The sequence below is a fragment of the Hydrogenophaga soli genome, from assembly GCF_054777695.1.
Map to the genome: position 1 here is coordinate 192513 of NZ_BAAHAK010000006.1, position 18135 is coordinate 210647.

The window sequence follows — 18135 nt, forward strand, 5'->3', positions numbered from 1 at the left end:
ATGGCCACCTTTCCCGTGACCAAGCGCGGTGCCGAAGCGCTGAAAGCCGAGCTGCACAAACTGAAGACGGTTGACCGCCCCTGGGTGATCAACGCCATTGCGGAAGCACGCGCCCAGGGCGACCTGAGCGAAAACGCCGACTACGATGCCGCCAAGGAACGCCAAGGCTTCATCGAGGGGCGCATTGCCGAGATCGAGGGCAAGCTGTCTGTGGCCCAGGTCATCGACCCGGCGGCACTGGACGCAGGCGGCAAGGTGGTGTTCGGCTCCACGGTGGACCTGGAAGACGAAGACTCCGGCGCCAAGGTCACGTACCAAATCGTGGGTGAAGACGAGGCCGACCTGAAGCTGGGCCGCGTCAACATCAGCAGCCCCATTGCCCGCGCCCTGATTGGCAAGGACGAAGGCGACAGCGTGGAAGTGCAGGCCCCGGGCGGCACCCGCCGCTACGAAATTGTGTCGGTTCGCTACGAGTGATTGTTTTCTGATTTTGGGGTGGCTCGGCCTCGTGGCATGATCGGCGGCTGAGCGTTCAACCCCCACGGGCGGCTGGTCACTGCGGCTGGTCATCTGGCACCTGTTCCAGGCGCCCAACACCCCGCGCGGCTTGTTTGGAGCCGCGTTTGCGCGGTTGTTGTGCCCCAGAGTCATCCACTTCATGTCTCCACCGCTGAACACCGCATTGCCCAGGTTGACGCTGCTGGAAGCCGCGCTGGCCCAGTGCCAGGACGCGATTTTTCTGGAAGATGATCAACGCCGATTTGTCTACGTGAACGGAGCCGCCTGCCGTTTGCTGGGATATTCTGAGGACGAGTTGCTGGCCATGGGGCCGCCCGACATCGACCCCCACGTGACTTGGCCGCAGTTGTTGGCAGGCACCTGGGCGGCTGGTGATCGCCGGGGCTTCCACACCCACCACCGCACCCGATCCGGGCAGTTGATTCCCGTTGACGTGAATGGCACCTGCCTGTCCGTGGCCGGTCGGTTGTACTTTGTGTCCATGGCCCGCAACGTGTCCGAACGGGAGGCGCACCAAACCGAGCTCAAGCGCAGGGATCGGCAGTTGCAGGCGATCCTTGATGTGTTTCCGTTTCTGGTGTGGTGGAAAGACCCTCAGGGCGTCATTCAGGTGGCCAACCGGGAATCAGCCCGCTGGGCCAACCTCGAAGAGGCCTCTGCCCTCATTGGCAAGACGGACTTCGACCTGGTTCCCGAGGGTTGGGCTGCGAGTTACGCCGAGGGCGACCAGCGGGTGATATCGTCCGGGCAGGTGTTGTGCGAAGAAGAGTTTCACCCTGACTTTCCCGGCGGCGCCAAGTGGACGGAGACCTGGCGCTCGCCGTTGCATCTGGATGGCGATTTGTTGGGCACCGTGGGTTTTTCGCGAGACATCACAGACCGCAAGCAGACCGAGCACGACCTGCAACAGATCCTGGCCTTGTTGCAAGGGGTGATCGACGCGTTTCCTGACGTGCTGTTTGAGGTCAGCCGCGAAGGGCGTTACCTCAACGTGTGGACCAAAAACCCGGAGTTGCTGGCGGCCTCGCGCGAGCAGCTGCTGGGGCGGTGCCTGGATGACGTCCTGTCACCCGAAAGCGCTGCCATTGGACGGTCCGCGCTTGAGGAAGCCGCATTGACTGGTCAGTCGTTCGGCAAGGTCATTCGCATCGACACGCCCAGCGGCACCCGCTGGTTCGAGTTGTCGGTGTCCAGGATGGCGTCGCCGGACAACCACGACCCGCACCTGATCACCGTCTCCCGCGACGTGACCGCTCGCATGGAATTGCAGGCCGCATTGGCGCGCGAGGAGCACAAATACCGCTCACTGGTGGAGCACTCGCCCGATGCCACGGCCCGCTTCGATCCGCAGCTGAAATGCCTGTACGCCAACCCGGCCATGGCCGACCAAATGGACCGCTTGCCCGATGCCCTGGTGGGATTGAGACCATCAGAGTTCATCGGGACACAGGCCGGGGAGGTGCTGGAGTCTGCGTTGGCCTCGGTGTTTGCGTCTGCCGAGCGATCAACCCTTGAACTGCATTGGCACAACGCCCGGGGCCAAACCGTGTGCAGCATGGTGACCTTGTCCCCCGAGTTTGACGCCGCCAACACCGTGGTGAGTGTGCTGGCGGTCGGGCGCGACATCAGCGAATTGCGTGCCTACCAGGACAAGATCCACCAAATGGCCTTCTACGACCCGTTGACCGGGTTGGCTAACCGCGTGTTGTTCAACGATCGACTGACGCAAATGATTGCCGAAGCCTCGTGGCACCAGCACGTGGCGGGGGTGATGATCGTGGACATGGATCGCTTCAAGCAGATCAACGACACCCTGGGCCACGCGGCGGGGGACGAGCTGCTGAGGGAGGCCGCCCACCGGCTGCGCGACTCGGTCAGAGGGTATGACACCGTGGCCCGCCTGGGGGGGGACGAGTTCGGGGTGCTGCTGCCCCAAGTGCGCGACACCGAGAGCCTGGGCCGGGTGGTTCAAAAGGTGCAGGCGGCTTTTGACCGCAGTTTTGCGCTCACCGGGCGTGACGTGATCGTGTCGTGCAGCATTGGCATTTCGGTTTTCCCCCAGGATGGGACCGACAGCGACGAGTTGGTTCGGCATGCCGACTCGGCCATGTATTCGGCCAAACGCCTGGGGCGCAACGGGTTCCGTTTCTATTCCAAGGACCTGACGGCCACCGCCCAGGAACGCCTGACGCTGGAACAGGGTTTGCGCCGCGCCCTGGAGCGCAACGAGTTGACCTTGCATTACCAGCCCAAGGTGGCGTTGCACTCCGGTGTGGTGCAGGGCTCGGAGGCCTTGCTGCGCTGGTGCAACCCCGTGTTGGGGAATGTGCCGCCCAACCAGTTCATTCCGGTGGCCGAGGACGCGGGTTTGATCGTGGACATTGGCGCGTGGGTGCTGCAGCAGGCCTGCCGTGCCGCCGCCGAGTGGAACGCCCCCCACCAGCCGGTGCACAAGGTGGCCGTCAACCTGTCGGCACGCCAGCTGCAAACGCCGGGCTTGCTGCCCCATTTGGCCCAGACCTTGGTGGACACAGGTTGCCAGGCCGCCTGGATCGAGCTTGAGATCACCGAGAGCCTGTTGCTTGATGAAGATGGCCGGGTGCTGCAAACGCTGGAGGCCCTGCGCAGCATGGGCTTCACCATTGCCATTGACGACTTTGGCACCGGGTACTCGGCCCTGAGTTACCTGGCCCGTTTTCCCATCGACACGCTCAAGATCGACCGGTCTTTCATTCAGTCCGTCACCACCGACCGCTACCGGGCGGAGCTGGTGCGGGCCATCTTGTCCATTGCCCGCTGCCTCAATCAGCAGGTGGTGGCCGAAGGGGTCGAAACCCTGGAGCAGGCCGAGTTCCTGCTGGCCCACGGGTGTGAACTGGCGCAGGGCTACCTGTACAGCCGCCCGTTGCCCCAGGCGGACATGGCCCCCCGGGTGGGGGCCGTGCTCACGCCGCCGGGCTGAGGCTGCGTTCGGCCGACTCCAGCGTGTTCACCATCAACATGGTGATGGTCATGGGGCCCACGCCGCCGGGCACGGGCGTGATGTGGCTGGCCACTTCCTTCACGCCCGCAAAGTCCACGTCGCCGCAGAGCTTGCCTTCGTCATTGCGGTTCATGCCCACGTCGATCACCACCGCGCCGGGTTTGACCATGTCGGCGGTGAGCACGTTGCGCTTGCCCACGGCTGCCACGATCACATCGGCTTGCAGGGTCATGGCCTTCAGGTCGGGGGTGGCGCTGTGGCAGACGGTGACGGTGGCGTTCTGCTGCAGCAGCATCAGCGCCATGGGTTTGCCCACGATGTTGCTGCGCCCGATCACCACCGCGTGCTTGCCGCGCAGGTTGTAGCCGATGCTTTCCAGCATCTTCATGCAGCCGTAGGGGGTGCAGGGCCAGAAGCCGGGCTGACCCACCATCAGCGCACCGGCGCTGGCCACGTGGAAGCCATCCACATCCTTGGCGGGGGAGATGGCCTCGATGACCTTGTGGGCGTCCATGTGGGCGGGCAGGGGCAGCTGGACCAGGATGCCGTGGATGCTGGGATCGTTGTTCAGCGCGTCCACCCGGGCCAGCAGTTCGGCCTCGGTCAAGGTGGCGTCGTACTTCTCCAGCACCGAGTGCATGCCAGTGTCTTCGCAGGCCTTGACCTTGTTGCGAACGTAGACCTGGCTTGCAGGGTTGTCCCCCACCAGGATCACGGCCAGGCCGGGCGTGACGCCCTGGGCCTTGAGGGCGGCCACGCGTTGCGAGACCGATTCGCGCAGTTGGCGGGAAAGGGCGTTGCCGTCGATGAGTTGTGCGGTCATGTCAAATCTCCAATGAAAATGCCCGCCATCGCTTGATGGGCGGGCATTGTTTGCTGTTTAAATTTAAGCGGCTGCCGGGGCGTTCTGGTTCAGGGCGATCTTGAGCAGGTCGGCCACGGTGTTGGCGTTGAGCTTTTCCATGATGTTGGCGCGGTGCGCCTCCACCGTCTTGATGCTGATGCCCAGGTCGTCGGCAATCTGCTTGTTCAGGCGCCCGGCCACGATGCGCTCCAGCACCTGGGCCTCGCGGCTGGTGAGCTTGGACAGCAGCGCGTCGCGGCTGGCGGCTTTCTGGTGTTCGGCAAAGCTGTCGCGGGCCTTGTCCAGCATGCGTTCGACCAGCGGCAGCAAGGCGGCCTCCTGGAAGGGCTTCTGGATGAAGTCCAGCGCACCCTTTTTCATGGACTCCACGGCCATGGGCACGTCACCGTGGCCGGTGATGAAGACGATGGGCAGGGGAGAGCGGCGCTCCATCAGTTTGTCTTGCAACTCCAGGCCCGACATGCCCACCATGCGGATGTCGGCGATCAGGCAGGCCACTTCGCGGGGGTCGTAACGGGCCAGAAAGGCCTCGGCCGATTCGTAGCAGCGGACCCGGTAGTCATTGCCTTCCAGCAACCATTGGAGGGAGTCGCGGACGGCCTCGTCATCGTCCACCACATAAACGGTACCGCGTTTGGGGATCAAGCTCATGTTGTCTTCCTGCTGGAGCGGTGCGCGGGTCTCAGGACGGTGAGCGGACTTCAGGAAGCCGAGGCTTTCAGCGGGGGCGCCACCGGGATCCAGAAACTGAAAACACACCCGGTTGTTTCCGAGCCATTGTAGAGGTTCTCCACTTTGATCCGTCCCTGGTGCGACTCGATGATGCTGCGGCACAGCTTGAGGCCGATGCCCATGCCTTCGCTCTTGGTGCTGTAGAAGGCGTCGTAGATGCGCTCCAGCAGCTCGGCGGGTACGCCGGTGCCTGCGTCGCGCACGCTGAACTCCACCACGTCCACGCCCTCCACCTTGCGCGGGATGACCTTGAGTTCGATCTGCCGCTGTGCCACGGGCCGCTGCGCCTGCAGCATGGACTCGGCGCCGTTTTTCATCAGGTTGATGAGCACCTGTTCGATCAGGATGGGGTCCACCATCAGTTGCGGCAGCCGCGCCGCCACGTAGTGCGTCAGACGCACTTGCTGGCGGCGCAGTTCGATGTCGGCCAGCTCGATGGCGTTGCTCACCATGGTGGCCACGTCGGACAGCGTGGGGTTGGGCTCGCTGCGCTTGACGAAGGCCTTGATGCGTTGCACCACCTGACCGGCCCGCTGCGCCTGGCGGGCGGTCTTTTCCAGGGCATCCAGCAGGTCTTCGGGCGACATGGCGCCTTTTTGCAGCCGTGTGATCATGCCGCTGCAGTAGTTGCTGATGGCGGTGAGGGGTTGGTTGATTTCGTGCGCCACGCTGGACGCCATTTCCCCCATGGTGATGAGGCGGCTGGCGGTCTGGGCGCGCTGGGCCTGTTCCGCGGCCTGCTCTTCGGCGCGACGGCGCGAGGTGATGTCGGTGGCGATGGCGATTTGCGCCAGGCGCCCGTCCACCCAGGTGACGTAGCGCGAGCGCACTTCCAGCCACTTGCCCAGCGACTCCACATACATCTCGGCGCTGTCCACCTGGGCGTTGGTCAAGGGGGTGGTGGGCAGGCCAGCAAAGGCGTCCACGGCATCGCCATCGTCCAGGTCGTGGGGGGAGGCCGGGCCGCACAGGTCCACCAGTTGCTGGTGGCCCTTGCCGTCCATGCCAAACCACAGCCGGTACAGCTTGTTGGCAAACAGCAGTTCATCCCCCCCCAGCGGCACCACGGACACCGCCGAGTCCAGGCTTTCCAGCACCGTGGTGAAGCGTTCGTAGGACGCCGTCAACTCCTGGCGAATGCGCCGGGGCTCGGTGATGTCCGTCATGGACGTCATCCAGCCGGTCTGCACGCCGTAGGGGTCGATCAGCGGCGACACGTACATGCGGGCGTCGAACAGCTCGCCATTGCGTCGGCGCACCCGCACTTCAAAGCCACCGGGGTTGGAGCGTCCGCCCAGCTCGTCTTCCAGCCGCATCATCAGCAGATCGCGGTCTTCTTCGGGCCAGTAGGGGAAGGGGGCGGTCTGGCCCAGCAGCTCGGCCTCGGTCCAGCCGGTCATGCTGCAAAACGCCGGGTTGACGTAGGAAATGCGCCCCTGCATGTCCAAGGCCCGCATGCCGGTGAGCATGGAGTTTTCCATGGCTCGGCGGAAGTTGGTTTCGGCCAACAGGGCCTGCTGGGCCTGAACGCGGCGGCGCGTGTGCCGCCAGGTGCCCACCAGCATCCACACGGTGAGGGCGCTCAGGCTGCCGATCAGCCACAGCAGACCGGCACCCACCGTGTCTTGCGAGGTGCGGTAGCCCTGGGCGCGCAGCAACAGGCTGTTGCCCACGGGGGAAATGGGCACTTCCTGTTCAATGACCGTGTGCAACCATGGGGCCATGGGCAGGATGCGGTTGACCGGTGCCGGGGGCGTGCCGGCCAGCACATGGTCGGCGTCGTCCACCAGCGTCACGGCGTAACGCGCCATGACCTCGGAGGGCACGCCAAAGCGCAGCAGGCCTTCCACCGTGTATTCGCCCATCACCACGCCGCTGAAATGGGCCACGTCGGCCAGGGGAATCTGCACCAGCAGGGTGGCCCCTTGGTCCGGGTGGCGCAGGGGGCTGGAGTACACGGGCTGTCGCAGGTCGCGGGCCAGGTCGAACGAACCGCCGGTGTCGCCCGGAGCCAGCAAATCGCCCGCGGTGTGGTGGCTGCTGTCGGCGGCGCTGGGGGAGGCGTGGCTGGCCACCACCTGGCGGTGGTCGTCCACCCAGGTGACGGCGATCAGCTCCGGGTACTGGTTGACCAGGTTTTCGGCCTGCAACGTGAACTCGGTGTCGTCAATCTCCCGGTTGGCCACCTGGCGGGCGATGCGCATCAGCTGCTCCTGACGTTCCAGCAGGCGCAGGCGCAGGCGTTGTTGCGCGTATTCCACATCGCGGCTGACGGCCTCGTTTTCGCGGTCGATTTCTTCGATGCGCAAGTACGTGAAGGCCGACAGCATCACCAACACAAACATCACCACCGCCACCAACGGACCCAGCATGGCGTAGCGGTCCTGGCGGGTAGGGGATTGGCTTTTCCACCAACGCCTCCAGGACGGGGCAGGGCGACGACGGTCTGACATGGTTTCTTTCAGGTTTGCGTAAGAAATCGGATTTTCTCCTATGGGAAGGACCGTCAGTGTGCCATGCGGCATGTTCCTGAAGGGGCCAAAGAAGGTGATAAATATCAAATTATGAAATATCTGTTTGCATGTTGAAACGATTGGGGGTTTGTGAGACACTCGCAGCGACTTCAACCAGCCACCAAGGGCAATTCAACCTCACCCCCAGGAGACAAGGCCATGGCCAACCCCCAGGAAGCACAACAATTCGGCAACGCAGCCAAGGATGCTGACAGCCAGGAAACCCGCGAGTGGATGGACGCCTTGTCCGCCGTGATCGAGCGTGAGGGTGGGGAGCGTGCCCACTTCCTGCTGGAACAACTGCTGGAACACGCGCGCGAGAACAGCATCGACATGCCGTTTTCCGCCAACACCGGCTATGTGAACACCATTGAAACCAGCCAGGAGGCGCATTGCCCCGGCAACATCGCCATTGAAAAGCGCTTGCGCGCCTACATGCGCTGGAACGCCATGGCCATGGTGGTGCGGGCCAACCGCCTGAACCCCGCCGATGGCGGTGACCTGGGCGGCCACATCGGTTCCTTTGCCTCGCTGGCCTCCATGCTGGGCGCGGGCTTCAACCACTTCTGGCACGCCGAGAGCGAAAACCACGGCGGCGACTGCCTCTACATCCAGGGCCACAGCGCCCCCGGCATCTATGCCCGGGCCTACCTGGAAGGCCGCCTGACCGAAGAGCAGCTGGACAGCTTCCGCCAGGAAGTGGACGGCAAGGGCCTCTCCAGCTACCCCCACCCCAAGCTGATGCCCGAGTTCTGGCAGTTCCCCACCGTGTCCATGGGCCTGGGCCCGCTGATGGCCATCTACCAGGCCCGCTTCCTGAAGTACCTGCATGCCCGTGGCATTGCCAACACCGAAAACCGCAAGGTGTGGGTGTTCTGCGGCGACGGCGAAATGGACGAGCCCGAATCCCTGGGCGCCATCGGCCTGGCCGCCCGTGAAAACCTCGACAACCTGGTGTTCGTCATCAACTGCAACCTGCAACGCCTGGACGGCCCGGTGCGCGGCAACGGCAAGATCATCCAGGAGCTGGAAGGTGAATTCCGTGGCTCGGGCTGGAACGTCATCAAGCTGCTGTGGGGCAAGGGCTGGGACGAGCTGCTGGCCCGTGACAAGACCGGCAAGCTGCGCCAGCTGATGATGGAAACGCTGGACGGCGACTACCAGGCCATGAAGGCCAACGACGGTGCGTTTGTGCGCAAGAACTTCTTCGGCAAGTACCCCGAAACGGCCAAGCTGGTCGAGCACATGACCGACGAGGAAATCTTCGAACTGCGCCGTGGCGGCCACGAGCCCGAGAAGGTGTACGCCGCCTTCCACGCCGCCCAGAACAACAAGACGGGTCAGCCCACCGTGCTGCTCATCAAGACCGTCAAGGGCTACGGCATGGGCAAGGCCGGTGAAGGCAAGAACACCGTGCACCAGACCAAGAAGCTGTCGGACGAAGACATCAAGTACATCCGCGACCGCTTCAACATCCCCATTCCGGACAGCGAACTGCCCAACCTGCCGTACTACAAGCCGGCCGACGACACGCCGGAAATGAAGTACCTGCACGAGCGCCGCCAGGCCCTGGGCGGCTACCTGCCCAAGCGCCGCCCCAAGGCCGACGAGCACTTCACCGTGCCCTCGCTCGACACCTTCAAGGCCATCCTGGAGCCCACCGCCGAAGGGCGCGAAATCTCCACCACGCAAGCGTATGTGCGCTTCATCACCCAGTTGCTGCGCGACCAGGCCCTGGGCCCCCGCGTGGTGCCCATCCTGGTGGACGAGGCCCGCACCTTCGGCATGGAAGGCCTGTTCCGCCAGATCGGCATCTACAACCCCAAGGGCCAGCTGTACACGCCGGTGGACCGCGACCAGGTCATGTACTACCGCGAGGACAAGGCCGGCCAGATCCTGCAAGAGGGCATCAACGAAGCCGGCGGCATGGCCAGCTGGATTGCCGCAGCCACCAGCTACAGCACCAGCAACCGGATCATGATTCCGTTCTTCGTGTACTACTCGATGTTCGGGTTCCAGCGCATCGGCGACCTGGCCTGGGCGGCGGGCGACATGCAAGCCCGCGGCTTCCTGCTGGGCGGCACCTCGGGCCGCACCACCCTGAACGGCGAAGGTTTGCAGCACGAAGACGGCCACAGCCACATCCTGGCCGGCACCATCCCCAACTGCATCAGCTACGACCCGACCTTTGCCCACGAAGTGGCGGTCATCATGCAGCACGGCTTGAAGCGCATGGTGGAGAAGCAGGAAAACGTCTTCTACTACCTCACGCTGCTGAACGAAAACTACGCCATGCCCGGCCTGACCGCGGGCACGGAAGAGCAGATCCTCAAGGGCATGTACCTGTGCAAGCCCGGTGCCGAAGGCAGCGTGCGCGTGCAACTGCTGGGCAGCGGCTCCATCCTGCGTGAAAGCATTGCCGCCCAAGCCCTGCTGGCCACCGACTGGGGTGTGCAGGCCGACGTGTGGAGCTGCCCCAGCTTCAACGAACTGGCCCGCGACGGCCAGGACACCGAGCGCTTCAACCTGCTGCACCCGCTGGAAGCCCCGCGCACCTCGTTCGTGGCCCAGCAACTGGGCGGCACCGTGGGCCCGGTGGTGGCTTCGACCGACTACATCAAGAGCTACGCCGAGCAGATTCGTCCGTTCATTCCCGCAGGTCGCCCCTACAAGGTGCTGGGCACCGACGGCTTTGGCCGCAGCGACTTCCGCAGCAAGCTGCGCGAGCACTTCGAAATCAACCGCCACTACATCGTGGTGGCGGCCCTGCGCGGCCTGGCCGACGAGGGCAAGCTGCCCGTGGCCAAGGTGGCCGAGGCCATTGCGAAGTACGGCATCAACGCCGACAAGATCAACCCGCTGTACGCCTGAGCCCCGGGGGAGACCACAACATGTCCATCATTGAAATCAAGGTTCCCGACATTGGCGACTTCGACGAAGTGGCCGTCATTGAGCTGCTGGTCAAAGTCGGCGACACGGTCAAGGCCGAGCAAAGCCTGATCACCGTGGAGAGCGACAAGGCCTCCATGGAAATCCCGTCCAGCCACGCCGGCGTGGTCAAAGAGCTGCGCATCAAGCTGGGTGACAAGGTCAGCGAAGGCTCGGTCGTGGCCATGCTGGAGGTGGCGGGATCTGAGCAAAATCAGGCCCCAGCGCTTTCGGAAAAAGCGCAAGCAGCTCCTGTTTCTGTAGCGGCTGCTCCTGCGCCTGCTGCTGTGGCTGCCGTGGCACCTGCCGCCGCAGGCCCGGTGGAAGTGCGCGTGCCCGACATTGGCGACTTCAAGGACGTGGCCGTGATCGAGGTGTTCGTCAAACCCGGCGACACCGTGAAGGTGGAGCAAAGCCTGATCACCGTGGAAAGCGACAAGGCCTCCATGGAAATCCCGTCCAGCCACGCGGGTGTGGTCAAGGAACTGAAGGTCAAGCTGGGCGACACCGTCAACATCGGCGACCTGCTGGCCATTCTGGAAGGTGTGGCGGCTCCTGCCGCCAGCGCTGCACCTGCACCGGCTCCCGCAGCCGCAGCCGCCCCCGTTGCTGCGGCGGCCGTCACCGCACCGGCAGCCGCGGTTGCTGCCGTGGCCGTGCCCGCGCACAACCCCACCGTGGCCCCCGTGGGCGTGCCGCATGCGTCGCCCTCGGTGCGCAAGTTCGCCCGCGAGCTGGGAGTGCCGCTGGCCGAGGTCAAGGGCTCTGGCCCCAAGGGCCGCATCACGCCCGAAGACGTGCAGGCCTTCACCCGTGGGGTGATGGCGGGCAGCCTCCAGACCACGGCCATTGCTTCGGCCGTGGCGGCGGCGGTGGCCAAGGCCCCGGCAACGGGTGGCGGCGGCTCTGAGCTGGGCCTGATCCCCTGGCCCAAGGTGGACTTTGCCAAGTTCGGCCCCATCGAGCGCAAGGAGCTGGGCCGCATCAAGAAGATCAGCGGAGCCAACCTGCTGCGCAACGCGGTGATGATCCCCGCCGTCACCAACCACGACGACGCCGACATCACCGAGCTGGAAGCCTTCCGCGTCTCCACCAACAAGGAGAACGAGAAGAGCGGCATCAAGGTCACCATGCTGGCCTTCCTCATCAAGGCCTGCGTGGCCGCGCTGAAGAAGTTCCCCGAGTTCAACAGCAGCCTGGACGGCGACAGCCTGGTCTACAAGCAGTACTGGCACATTGGCTTCGCGGCGGACACGCCCAATGGCCTGGTGGTGCCCGTCATCAAGGACGCCGACAAGAAGGGCGTGCTGCAAATCAGCCAGGAAATGTCCGAGCTGGCCAAGAAGGCCCGCGATGGCAAGCTGGGCCCCGCCGACATGAGCGGTGCCACCTTCACCATCAGCAGCCTGGGCGGCATTGGTGGGCGGTATTTCACGCCCATCATCAACGCGCCCGAAGTGGCTATTCTGGGCGTGTGCAAGAGCCAGATGGAGCCGGTGTGGGACGGCAAACAGTTCGTGCCGCGCCTGATGCTGCCGCTGTCCTTGACCTGGGACCACCGCGTCATTGACGGTGCCGCCGCGGCCCGCTTCAATGCCTACCTGGGCCAGATCCTGGCGGACTTCCGCCGCGTGCTGCTGTAAGAAGAAGGAACCTGAACATGGCAACCATCGACATCAAGGTTCCCGACATTGGCGACTTCGACGAAGTGGCCGTGATCGAGCTGCTGGTCAAGCCCGGCGACACGGTCAAGGCCGAGCAAAGCCTGGTCACCGTGGAGAGCGACAAGGCCTCCATGGAAATCCCGTCCAGCCACGCGGGTGTGGTCAAGGAGCTGAAGGTCAAGCTGGGCGACAAGGTCAGCGAAGGCTCGCTGCTGGCCGTGCTGGAAGTGCAGGGCGCTGAAACTTCAGCATCAAATCCGGCTCCAGCGCTTTCAAATCAAGCGCAAGCAGCTACAGCTGTGGTAGCAAGTGCTGCGCCTGCCCCCACCCCGGTACCCGTGGCCGCAGCCCCCAGCGCCGCCAGCTACAACGGCAGCGCCGACGTGGAGTGCGACGTGCTGGTGCTGGGCGGTGGCCCTGGCGGCTACAGCGCCGCCTTCCGTGCCGCCGACCTGGGGCTGAAGGTCGTCATCGTGGAGCGCTACGCCACCCTGGGCGGCGTGTGCCTGAACGTGGGCTGCATCCCCAGCAAGGCGCTGCTGCACGTGGCCGCTGTCATGGACGAAGTGGCCCACCTGGGCGACCTGGGCGTGGACTTCGGCCAACCCAGTGTCAACATCGACAAACTGCGCGGCCACAAGGAAAAGGTCATTGGCAAGCTGACCGGTGGCCTGGCCGCCATGGCCAAGATGCGCAAGGTCACCGTGGTGCGCGGCTTCGGCTTCTTTGTGGGCCCCAACCACGTGGAGGTGGAGGAAACCACCGGCACCGGCCAGGAGAAGACGGGCACCAAAAAGGTGGTGGCGTTCAAGAAGGCCATCATCGCCGCGGGCAGCCAGGCCGTGCATTTGCCCTTCATGCCCAACGACCCGCGCGTGGTCGATTCCACCGGCGCTTTGGCGTTGAAGGAAGTGCCCAAGCGCATGCTCATTCTGGGGGGCGGCATCATCGGCCTGGAAATGGGCACCGTCTACAGCACGCTGGGCGCACGGCTTGACGTGGTGGAAATGATGGACGGCCTGATGCAAGGCGCCGACCGCGACCTGGTGAAGGTGTGGCAGAAGATGAACGCCCACCGCTTCGACAACATCATGTTGAAGACCAAGACCGTGGGGGCCGAAGCCACGCCCGAGGGCATCAAGGTCACCTTCGCACCTGCGGAAGAGGGCGGTACTGTGCCCGAACCACAAACCTACGACCTGGTGCTGCAAGCCGTGGGCCGCACGCCCAACGGCAAGAAGATTGCCGCCGACAAGGCCGGTGTGGCGGTGACCGACCGCGGCTTCATCAACGTGGACATCCAGATGCGCACCAACGTGCCGCACATCTTCGCCATTGGCGACATCGTGGGCCAGCCCATGCTGGCGCACAAGGCGGTGCACGAGGCGCATGTGGCGGCAGAAGTCATCGCCGGTGAACTGCAAGGCAACAAGGAGCTGGCCGCTGCCGCCTTCAACGCCCGCGTCATCCCCAGCGTGGCCTACACCGACCCCGAAGTGGCCTGGGTGGGCCTGACCGAAGACCAGGCCAAGGCCCAAGGCATCAAGGTGAAAAAGGGCCTGTTCCCCTGGACCGCCTCGGGCCGCGCCATTGCCAATGGCCGCGACGAAGGCTTCACCAAGCTGCTGTTTGACGACAGCCCCGAAGCCCACGGTCACGGCAAGATCCTGGGCGGTGGCATGGTCGGCACCCACGCGGGCGACATGATTGGTGAGATTGCGCTGGCCATCGAGATGGGTGCGGATGCCGTGGACATCGGCAAAACCATTCACCCCCACCCCACGCTGGGCGAAAGCATCGGCATGGCGGCGGAAGTGGCGCATGGCAGTTGCACGGATGTGCCGCCTGCTCGCAAGTGAGTTTGATGTAAAAATGGGCTCTAGCGCTTTCAGATAAAGCGCGAGCAGCTATTAAAAGTGAAGAAGCCCGGGCCGGGGACGGCTCGGGCTTTTGCTGTCTGTATTCCATCAATACAGGACAGCGCCCGCTGCGGAACACAGACCGCGAGGGCGTAGAGCGGCACCAGTTTGGAGTCCAAAGGCGTAATGGAGGGCAGAGATCAGCACATCCGCTGGTAAAGCGTTGGGGTGCAATCAATCCGCGTCCAGCGCCCGCAGTTCAGTCTTTAGCGCCTGCAGATAGGGGTCAAAACGGGTTGGCTCTGCTGCAGCCAGCCGGGTGAACAGCACCAAGGCAAGCTCCCCGCACTCGCGCGCTTGCGCGTGTTCCTCAGCAGCCGCGTGGCCACGCATATTTGTCCACAAGCTCATCGCCAGATCGGGTTCGTAGGCCGCAGGGTTGGCTTTCGCCAGGCGGCGGTAGATGGTTGCCGCCTCTTGCGCAGCGGTCAACGCGCCCGCTCGGTCGCCTGTCTCGGCCATGCAATTGGCCAGGTTGTTCAGGCTCGCCGCCAGATCGGGCTCGTAGGCCGCAGGGTTGGCCTTCGCTAGGCGGCGGTAGATGGTTGCCGCCTCTTGCGCCGTGGTCAATGCGCCCGCTCGGTCGCCTGTCTCGGCCAAGCGATTGGCCAGGTTGTTCAGGCTCCCCGCCAGATCGGGCTCATAGGCCGCCGGGTTGGCCTTCGCCAGGCGGCGGTAGATGGTTGCCGCCTCTTGCGCTGTGGTCAATGCGCCCGCTCGGTCGCCTGTCTCGGCCAAGCAATTGGCCAGGTTGTTCAGGCTCCTCGCCAGATCGGGCTCATAGGCCGCCGGGTTGGCCTTCGCCAGGCGGCGGTAGATGGTTGCCGCCTCTTGCGCTGTGGTCAATGCGCCCGCTCGGTCGCCTGTCTCGGCCAAGCGATTGGCCAGGTTGTTCAGGCTCCTCGCCAGATCGGGCTCATAGGCCGCCGGGTTGGCCTTCGCCAGGCGGCGGTAGATGGTTGCCGCCTCTTGCGCTGTGGTCAATGCGCCCGCTCGGTCGCCTGTCTCGGCCAAGCGATTGGCCAGGTTGTTCAGGCTCCCCGCCAGATCGGGCTCATAGGCCGCCGGGTTGGCCTTCGCCAGGCGGCGGTAGATGGTTGCCGCCTCTTGCGCAGGGGGCAGCGCGCCCGCACGATCACCAGCAGCCAGCCGCAACAGGGCCAGCTCGTTCATCAAGTCCGCCCGCCACTGTGGTGGCTGTCCGGGTGCCTCGGGGGCGGCCATGGCTCGCTCGGCTACCTCCAAGCCACTGTCAATCAGGCGTTTTTGGCGCAACCCGGCAACCAGGGCCAACAGGTCTGCGGCTGACACACCAGCTTCAGCCCAGCTAGGTTTCTGTTGCAAAGCCACCCACTGGCGCTGCTGGGCGGGGCTCAACGTTTGGGCTGTGGACTCAACATGGGTCTGCTCATCCATGGGCGCTTGTGGCTCCGCAGGAGCCGGAAGCGACTCATCAATCCACGGGGCCGCTGACCGCATCGACCACAGGTCGGGTGCGCCTTGCATGAGCGCCTCGCTGGCCTGTTGAGGCCACATCAGCAAAACCCGATGCCCCAGGCGACGCCATTCTTCGCGTCGCTGGTTCAGAAACACAGGCAGCCGTCGCGCCACCGCTTCGCGTGTGCTGCTGGTCGCATCAAGCAGCAAACCAGACCCGGCAGGCAGGCGAAGCGAGGCAGTGTCCAGAGCGTTCAGCAGGGCTGTCACGTCGGCCTGGGCGCGTGCCTCGCGCAGGTCTTCGTTGTCTTCGTGGGCAGGCGACAAGGGCCATGCCACCCGGTAGGGCTCGGTGTGCAGCGCTGGCCGCAGCAAGTCCAGTGCCAGTGCGCCAGCGCGTTCGCTTTGAACCAACAGAGGCAGAAAAATGAAGCCCTGGGCATGCTGCAGCATCAGGGCAGCTTCGGCAAGCGCTTGCCGACTGGATGCACTCAGGACAACGCCCGGCCCATTCATGGTGCCGCTGGTGGGGCTGTGGGTTGCAGCACGTCGCGCAGCAGTGGGTGCACGCCGTACCATTCCTGGCCGTTCAGGTACATCAAGATGCGCTTTTGCGCCAGATCGGACATGACCACTGACCACTGTTTGTCGTCCTTGAGCAGTTCGTCTACCTCAAAAGTCCGGGCGACCACTGAAAGCCGGTCTCGGCTGGCCTGGGACAGTGGCAAGTAGGGGCGGCGCAGGTCATTGAAGGCTTGTTCAAGAATCAGGTCTGATACCGGAAAGCTCTCGCTCATCAAGGCCTTGAGCAATGCCGCGCGAGTGCAGCGCATCAGGTCGCGCAAATCACCCCCGGTTCCTGTGACCAACAGGCGCAAATGAGGCTCACTGAACAGTTGAGCCCAATCATCGCCAAGACGCTTTTTCAACAAGGGCAGCAACTTGTCTTGGACAGTGGTGTCGTCCACCGAGTTGCTGCGGTCTTTGAATACATGGGCACTGGTCAGTGCGTAGCTGCGGCTCATGCTCCAGGCGCTGGCAATGCCCGGCGAGAGCTTGCCCAGCAGAGGCGGGACGGAGTACACCACTGTCCAGCCCGGGATTTGCAGGTGCCTTGCATGGGTGTTGAACAGCCGTTGCAAGCTGTTGAAGACCACGTCTGGCTCGCCAGGTACAGCCGTACCGCCGAAATGCTCAAGAGAATCAAGTATCAGCACGCACTTGGCGCCAGGGTCTCGCAGCGCCAACAGTGTGTCAGCACACTCCTCGAAAAAGGCGTGGACCTCGGTGACCAGTCGGTCCAAACTTTGTTCGTGAAATTTTCGGATGCGCTCGCGCACTGTGGGGTTGGATACCAGGGCAAACTTGGCGGTTGCTACATCTGTTGGTATTTCGATCTCTTTCAGTTCGACACCGCTGGCAAACAAAGACTTCCACCATTGCCAGCGCTGTCCGTCGGTAGGGCTCTTGCCTTGGGCTTGGGCCGTCAGTTCCCAGACTGACAGCGCCATAGCCAATAGCAGTTCGGAAATGCTGATTTCAATCTGCGGGTTGAGGAAATCACGGGCGTTGGCAACGGCGGCAAAATGCCCCCGATGTCGCAAATTGTTGGCCATGTGGCGCAGCTCGGTGCTTTTGCCCGATCCGATGGTGCCAGTGAACAAATGAGCGTTTCGTCCGCCAGAAGACACCTCTATGTCCAGCGCCAATTGGTCCACTGCATTGCCGTTGGGCCCGTCGTGCAGGCCGTCAACATGGTAGGCCTTGCACTTCTGAGCCTCAACAGGGTTCCGATCGTCGGGGTCCAGCGGCCCCAGATCTTCTAGACGTTGCAGGATGGGGATTATCTGGTGACGTTGCATATGTTGGATTTTAGAGTCGCGTCAAGGCATCTGCTTGTCTCCAGCTCCAACGTTTCTGAAGTCCCATAGCGCGCTCACGTCGGCAAGTTAGCCACTGAACCCAAGCCAGGAACAGACCGGCACCAAGAAGGTGGTGGCGTTCAAGAAAGCCATCATCGCTGCGGGCAGCCAGGCCGTGCATTTGCCCTTCATGCCCAACGACCCGCGCGTGGCCGATTCCACCGGGGCTTTGGCGCTGAAGGAAGTGCCCAAGCGCATGCTCATTCTGGGCGGCGGCTTGGTCGGCACCCACGCGGGCGACATGATTGGCGAGATTGCGCTGGCCATCGAAATGGGCGCGGACGCCGTGGACATCGGTAAGACCATCCACCCCCACCCCACGCTGGGCGAAAGCATCGGCATGGCGGCGGAAGTGGCGCATGGCAGTTGCACGGATGTGCCGCCAGCGCGCAAGTGAGTTTGCAGTGAAAATGGGCTCTGGCGCTTTCAGAGAAAGCGCAAGCAGCTATCAAAAATGAAGAAGCCCGGGCCGGGTACGGTTCGGGCTTTTTTGTTTTGCGCCCGGCATGGACGCACTTCTGGCTTCTCTTACATCTGCGGGGCTGCGGTGCTTTGCTTCCCGGCTACGATGGTTGGTCAGCCAAGTGTTGACTTTGGAAGTCGACCATCCAATCAGATTTTTTGGGGGGGAACTGTGATAAACAATCGTCGCT

At 63.8% G+C, this 18135-nt stretch carries 11 protein-coding genes; 6 read left to right on the forward strand and 5 right to left on the reverse strand.

Annotated features, from left to right (window positions below):
• Both greA and ACYVB7_RS12770 read left to right on the forward strand, forming a co-directional pair.
• A complete protein-coding gene (greA, locus tag ACYVB7_RS12765; protein WP_460508185.1) occupies positions 1 to 477 on the forward strand; it encodes a transcription elongation factor GreA in 477 nt (158 codons plus the stop codon).
• 181 nt (positions 478 to 658) lie between these two features.
• Positions 659 to 3481, forward strand: coding sequence for a sensor domain-containing protein (locus ACYVB7_RS12770; protein WP_460508188.1), 2823 nt, complete (start codon positions 659 to 661; stop codon positions 3479 to 3481).
• On the opposite strand, the gene folD is transcribed toward ACYVB7_RS12770, so the two are convergent.
• The 3 genes from folD to ACYVB7_RS12785 all read right to left on the reverse strand — a co-directional run bounded on the left by folD (position 3465) and on the right by ACYVB7_RS12785 (position 7552).
• Positions 3465 to 4325, reverse strand: coding sequence for a bifunctional methylenetetrahydrofolate dehydrogenase/methenyltetrahydrofolate cyclohydrolase (gene folD / locus ACYVB7_RS12775; RefSeq protein WP_460508191.1), 861 nt, complete (start codon positions 4323 to 4325; stop codon positions 3465 to 3467). The genes ACYVB7_RS12770 and folD overlap by 17 nt on opposite strands.
• 63 nt (positions 4326 to 4388) lie before the next feature.
• Positions 4389 to 5018 carry a response regulator transcription factor gene (locus ACYVB7_RS12780; protein WP_460508193.1) on the reverse strand — a complete coding sequence of 210 codons (630 nt, stop codon included), beginning with the start codon at positions 5016 to 5018 and terminating at the stop codon, positions 4389 to 4391.
• Positions 5019 to 5068: 50 nt separating this feature from the next.
• The gene (locus tag ACYVB7_RS12785) at positions 5069 to 7552 is read right to left on the reverse strand and encodes a PAS domain-containing sensor histidine kinase (protein ID WP_460508195.1); all 2484 of its coding nucleotides are present in this window, start codon (positions 7550 to 7552) and stop codon (positions 5069 to 5071) included.
• Between the two features lie 219 nt (positions 7553 to 7771).
• Between ACYVB7_RS12785 and aceE the strand changes: the two genes are divergently transcribed.
• Genes aceE through lpdA form a run of 3 tightly spaced genes read left to right on the forward strand, consistent with a single transcriptional unit; the run spans position 7772 to position 14063 of the window.
• A complete protein-coding gene (aceE, locus tag ACYVB7_RS12790) occupies positions 7772 to 10483 on the forward strand; it encodes a pyruvate dehydrogenase (acetyl-transferring), homodimeric type (protein ID WP_460508197.1) in 2712 nt (903 codons plus the stop codon).
• A 20-nt stretch (positions 10484 to 10503) separates the two neighbouring features.
• On the forward strand, positions 10504 to 12183 hold the full coding sequence (gene aceF / locus ACYVB7_RS12795; RefSeq protein ID WP_460508200.1) for a dihydrolipoyllysine-residue acetyltransferase: 1680 nt from the start codon (positions 10504 to 10506) through the stop codon (positions 12181 to 12183).
• A gap of 17 nt (positions 12184 to 12200) precedes the next feature.
• Complete coding sequence (gene lpdA / locus ACYVB7_RS12800; RefSeq protein ID WP_460508202.1) at positions 12201 to 14063, forward strand: dihydrolipoyl dehydrogenase family protein; 1863 nt, start codon at positions 12201 to 12203, stop codon at positions 14061 to 14063.
• 234 nt (positions 14064 to 14297) lie between these two features.
• Here the strand turns inward: lpdA and ACYVB7_RS12805 are convergent, their stop codons facing one another.
• Together ACYVB7_RS12805 and ACYVB7_RS12810 are read right to left on the reverse strand one after the other, a co-directional pair.
• Positions 14298 to 16013, reverse strand: a complete 1716-nt coding sequence (locus tag ACYVB7_RS12805; protein ID WP_460508204.1) for a tetratricopeptide repeat protein — start codon at positions 16011 to 16013, stop codon at positions 14298 to 14300.
• Between the two features lie 59 nt (positions 16014 to 16072).
• Positions 16073 to 17422 carry a hypothetical protein gene (locus ACYVB7_RS12810; protein WP_460508206.1) on the reverse strand — a complete coding sequence of 450 codons (1350 nt, stop codon included), beginning with the start codon at positions 17420 to 17422 and terminating at the stop codon, positions 16073 to 16075.
• Between the two features lie 94 nt (positions 17423 to 17516).
• On the opposite strand from ACYVB7_RS12810, the gene ACYVB7_RS12815 reads away from it, so the two are divergent.
• On the forward strand, positions 17517 to 17879 hold the full coding sequence (locus tag ACYVB7_RS12815) for an FAD-dependent oxidoreductase (RefSeq protein ID WP_460508360.1): 363 nt from the start codon (positions 17517 to 17519) through the stop codon (positions 17877 to 17879).
• Positions 17880 to 18135 lie beyond the last annotated feature (256 nt).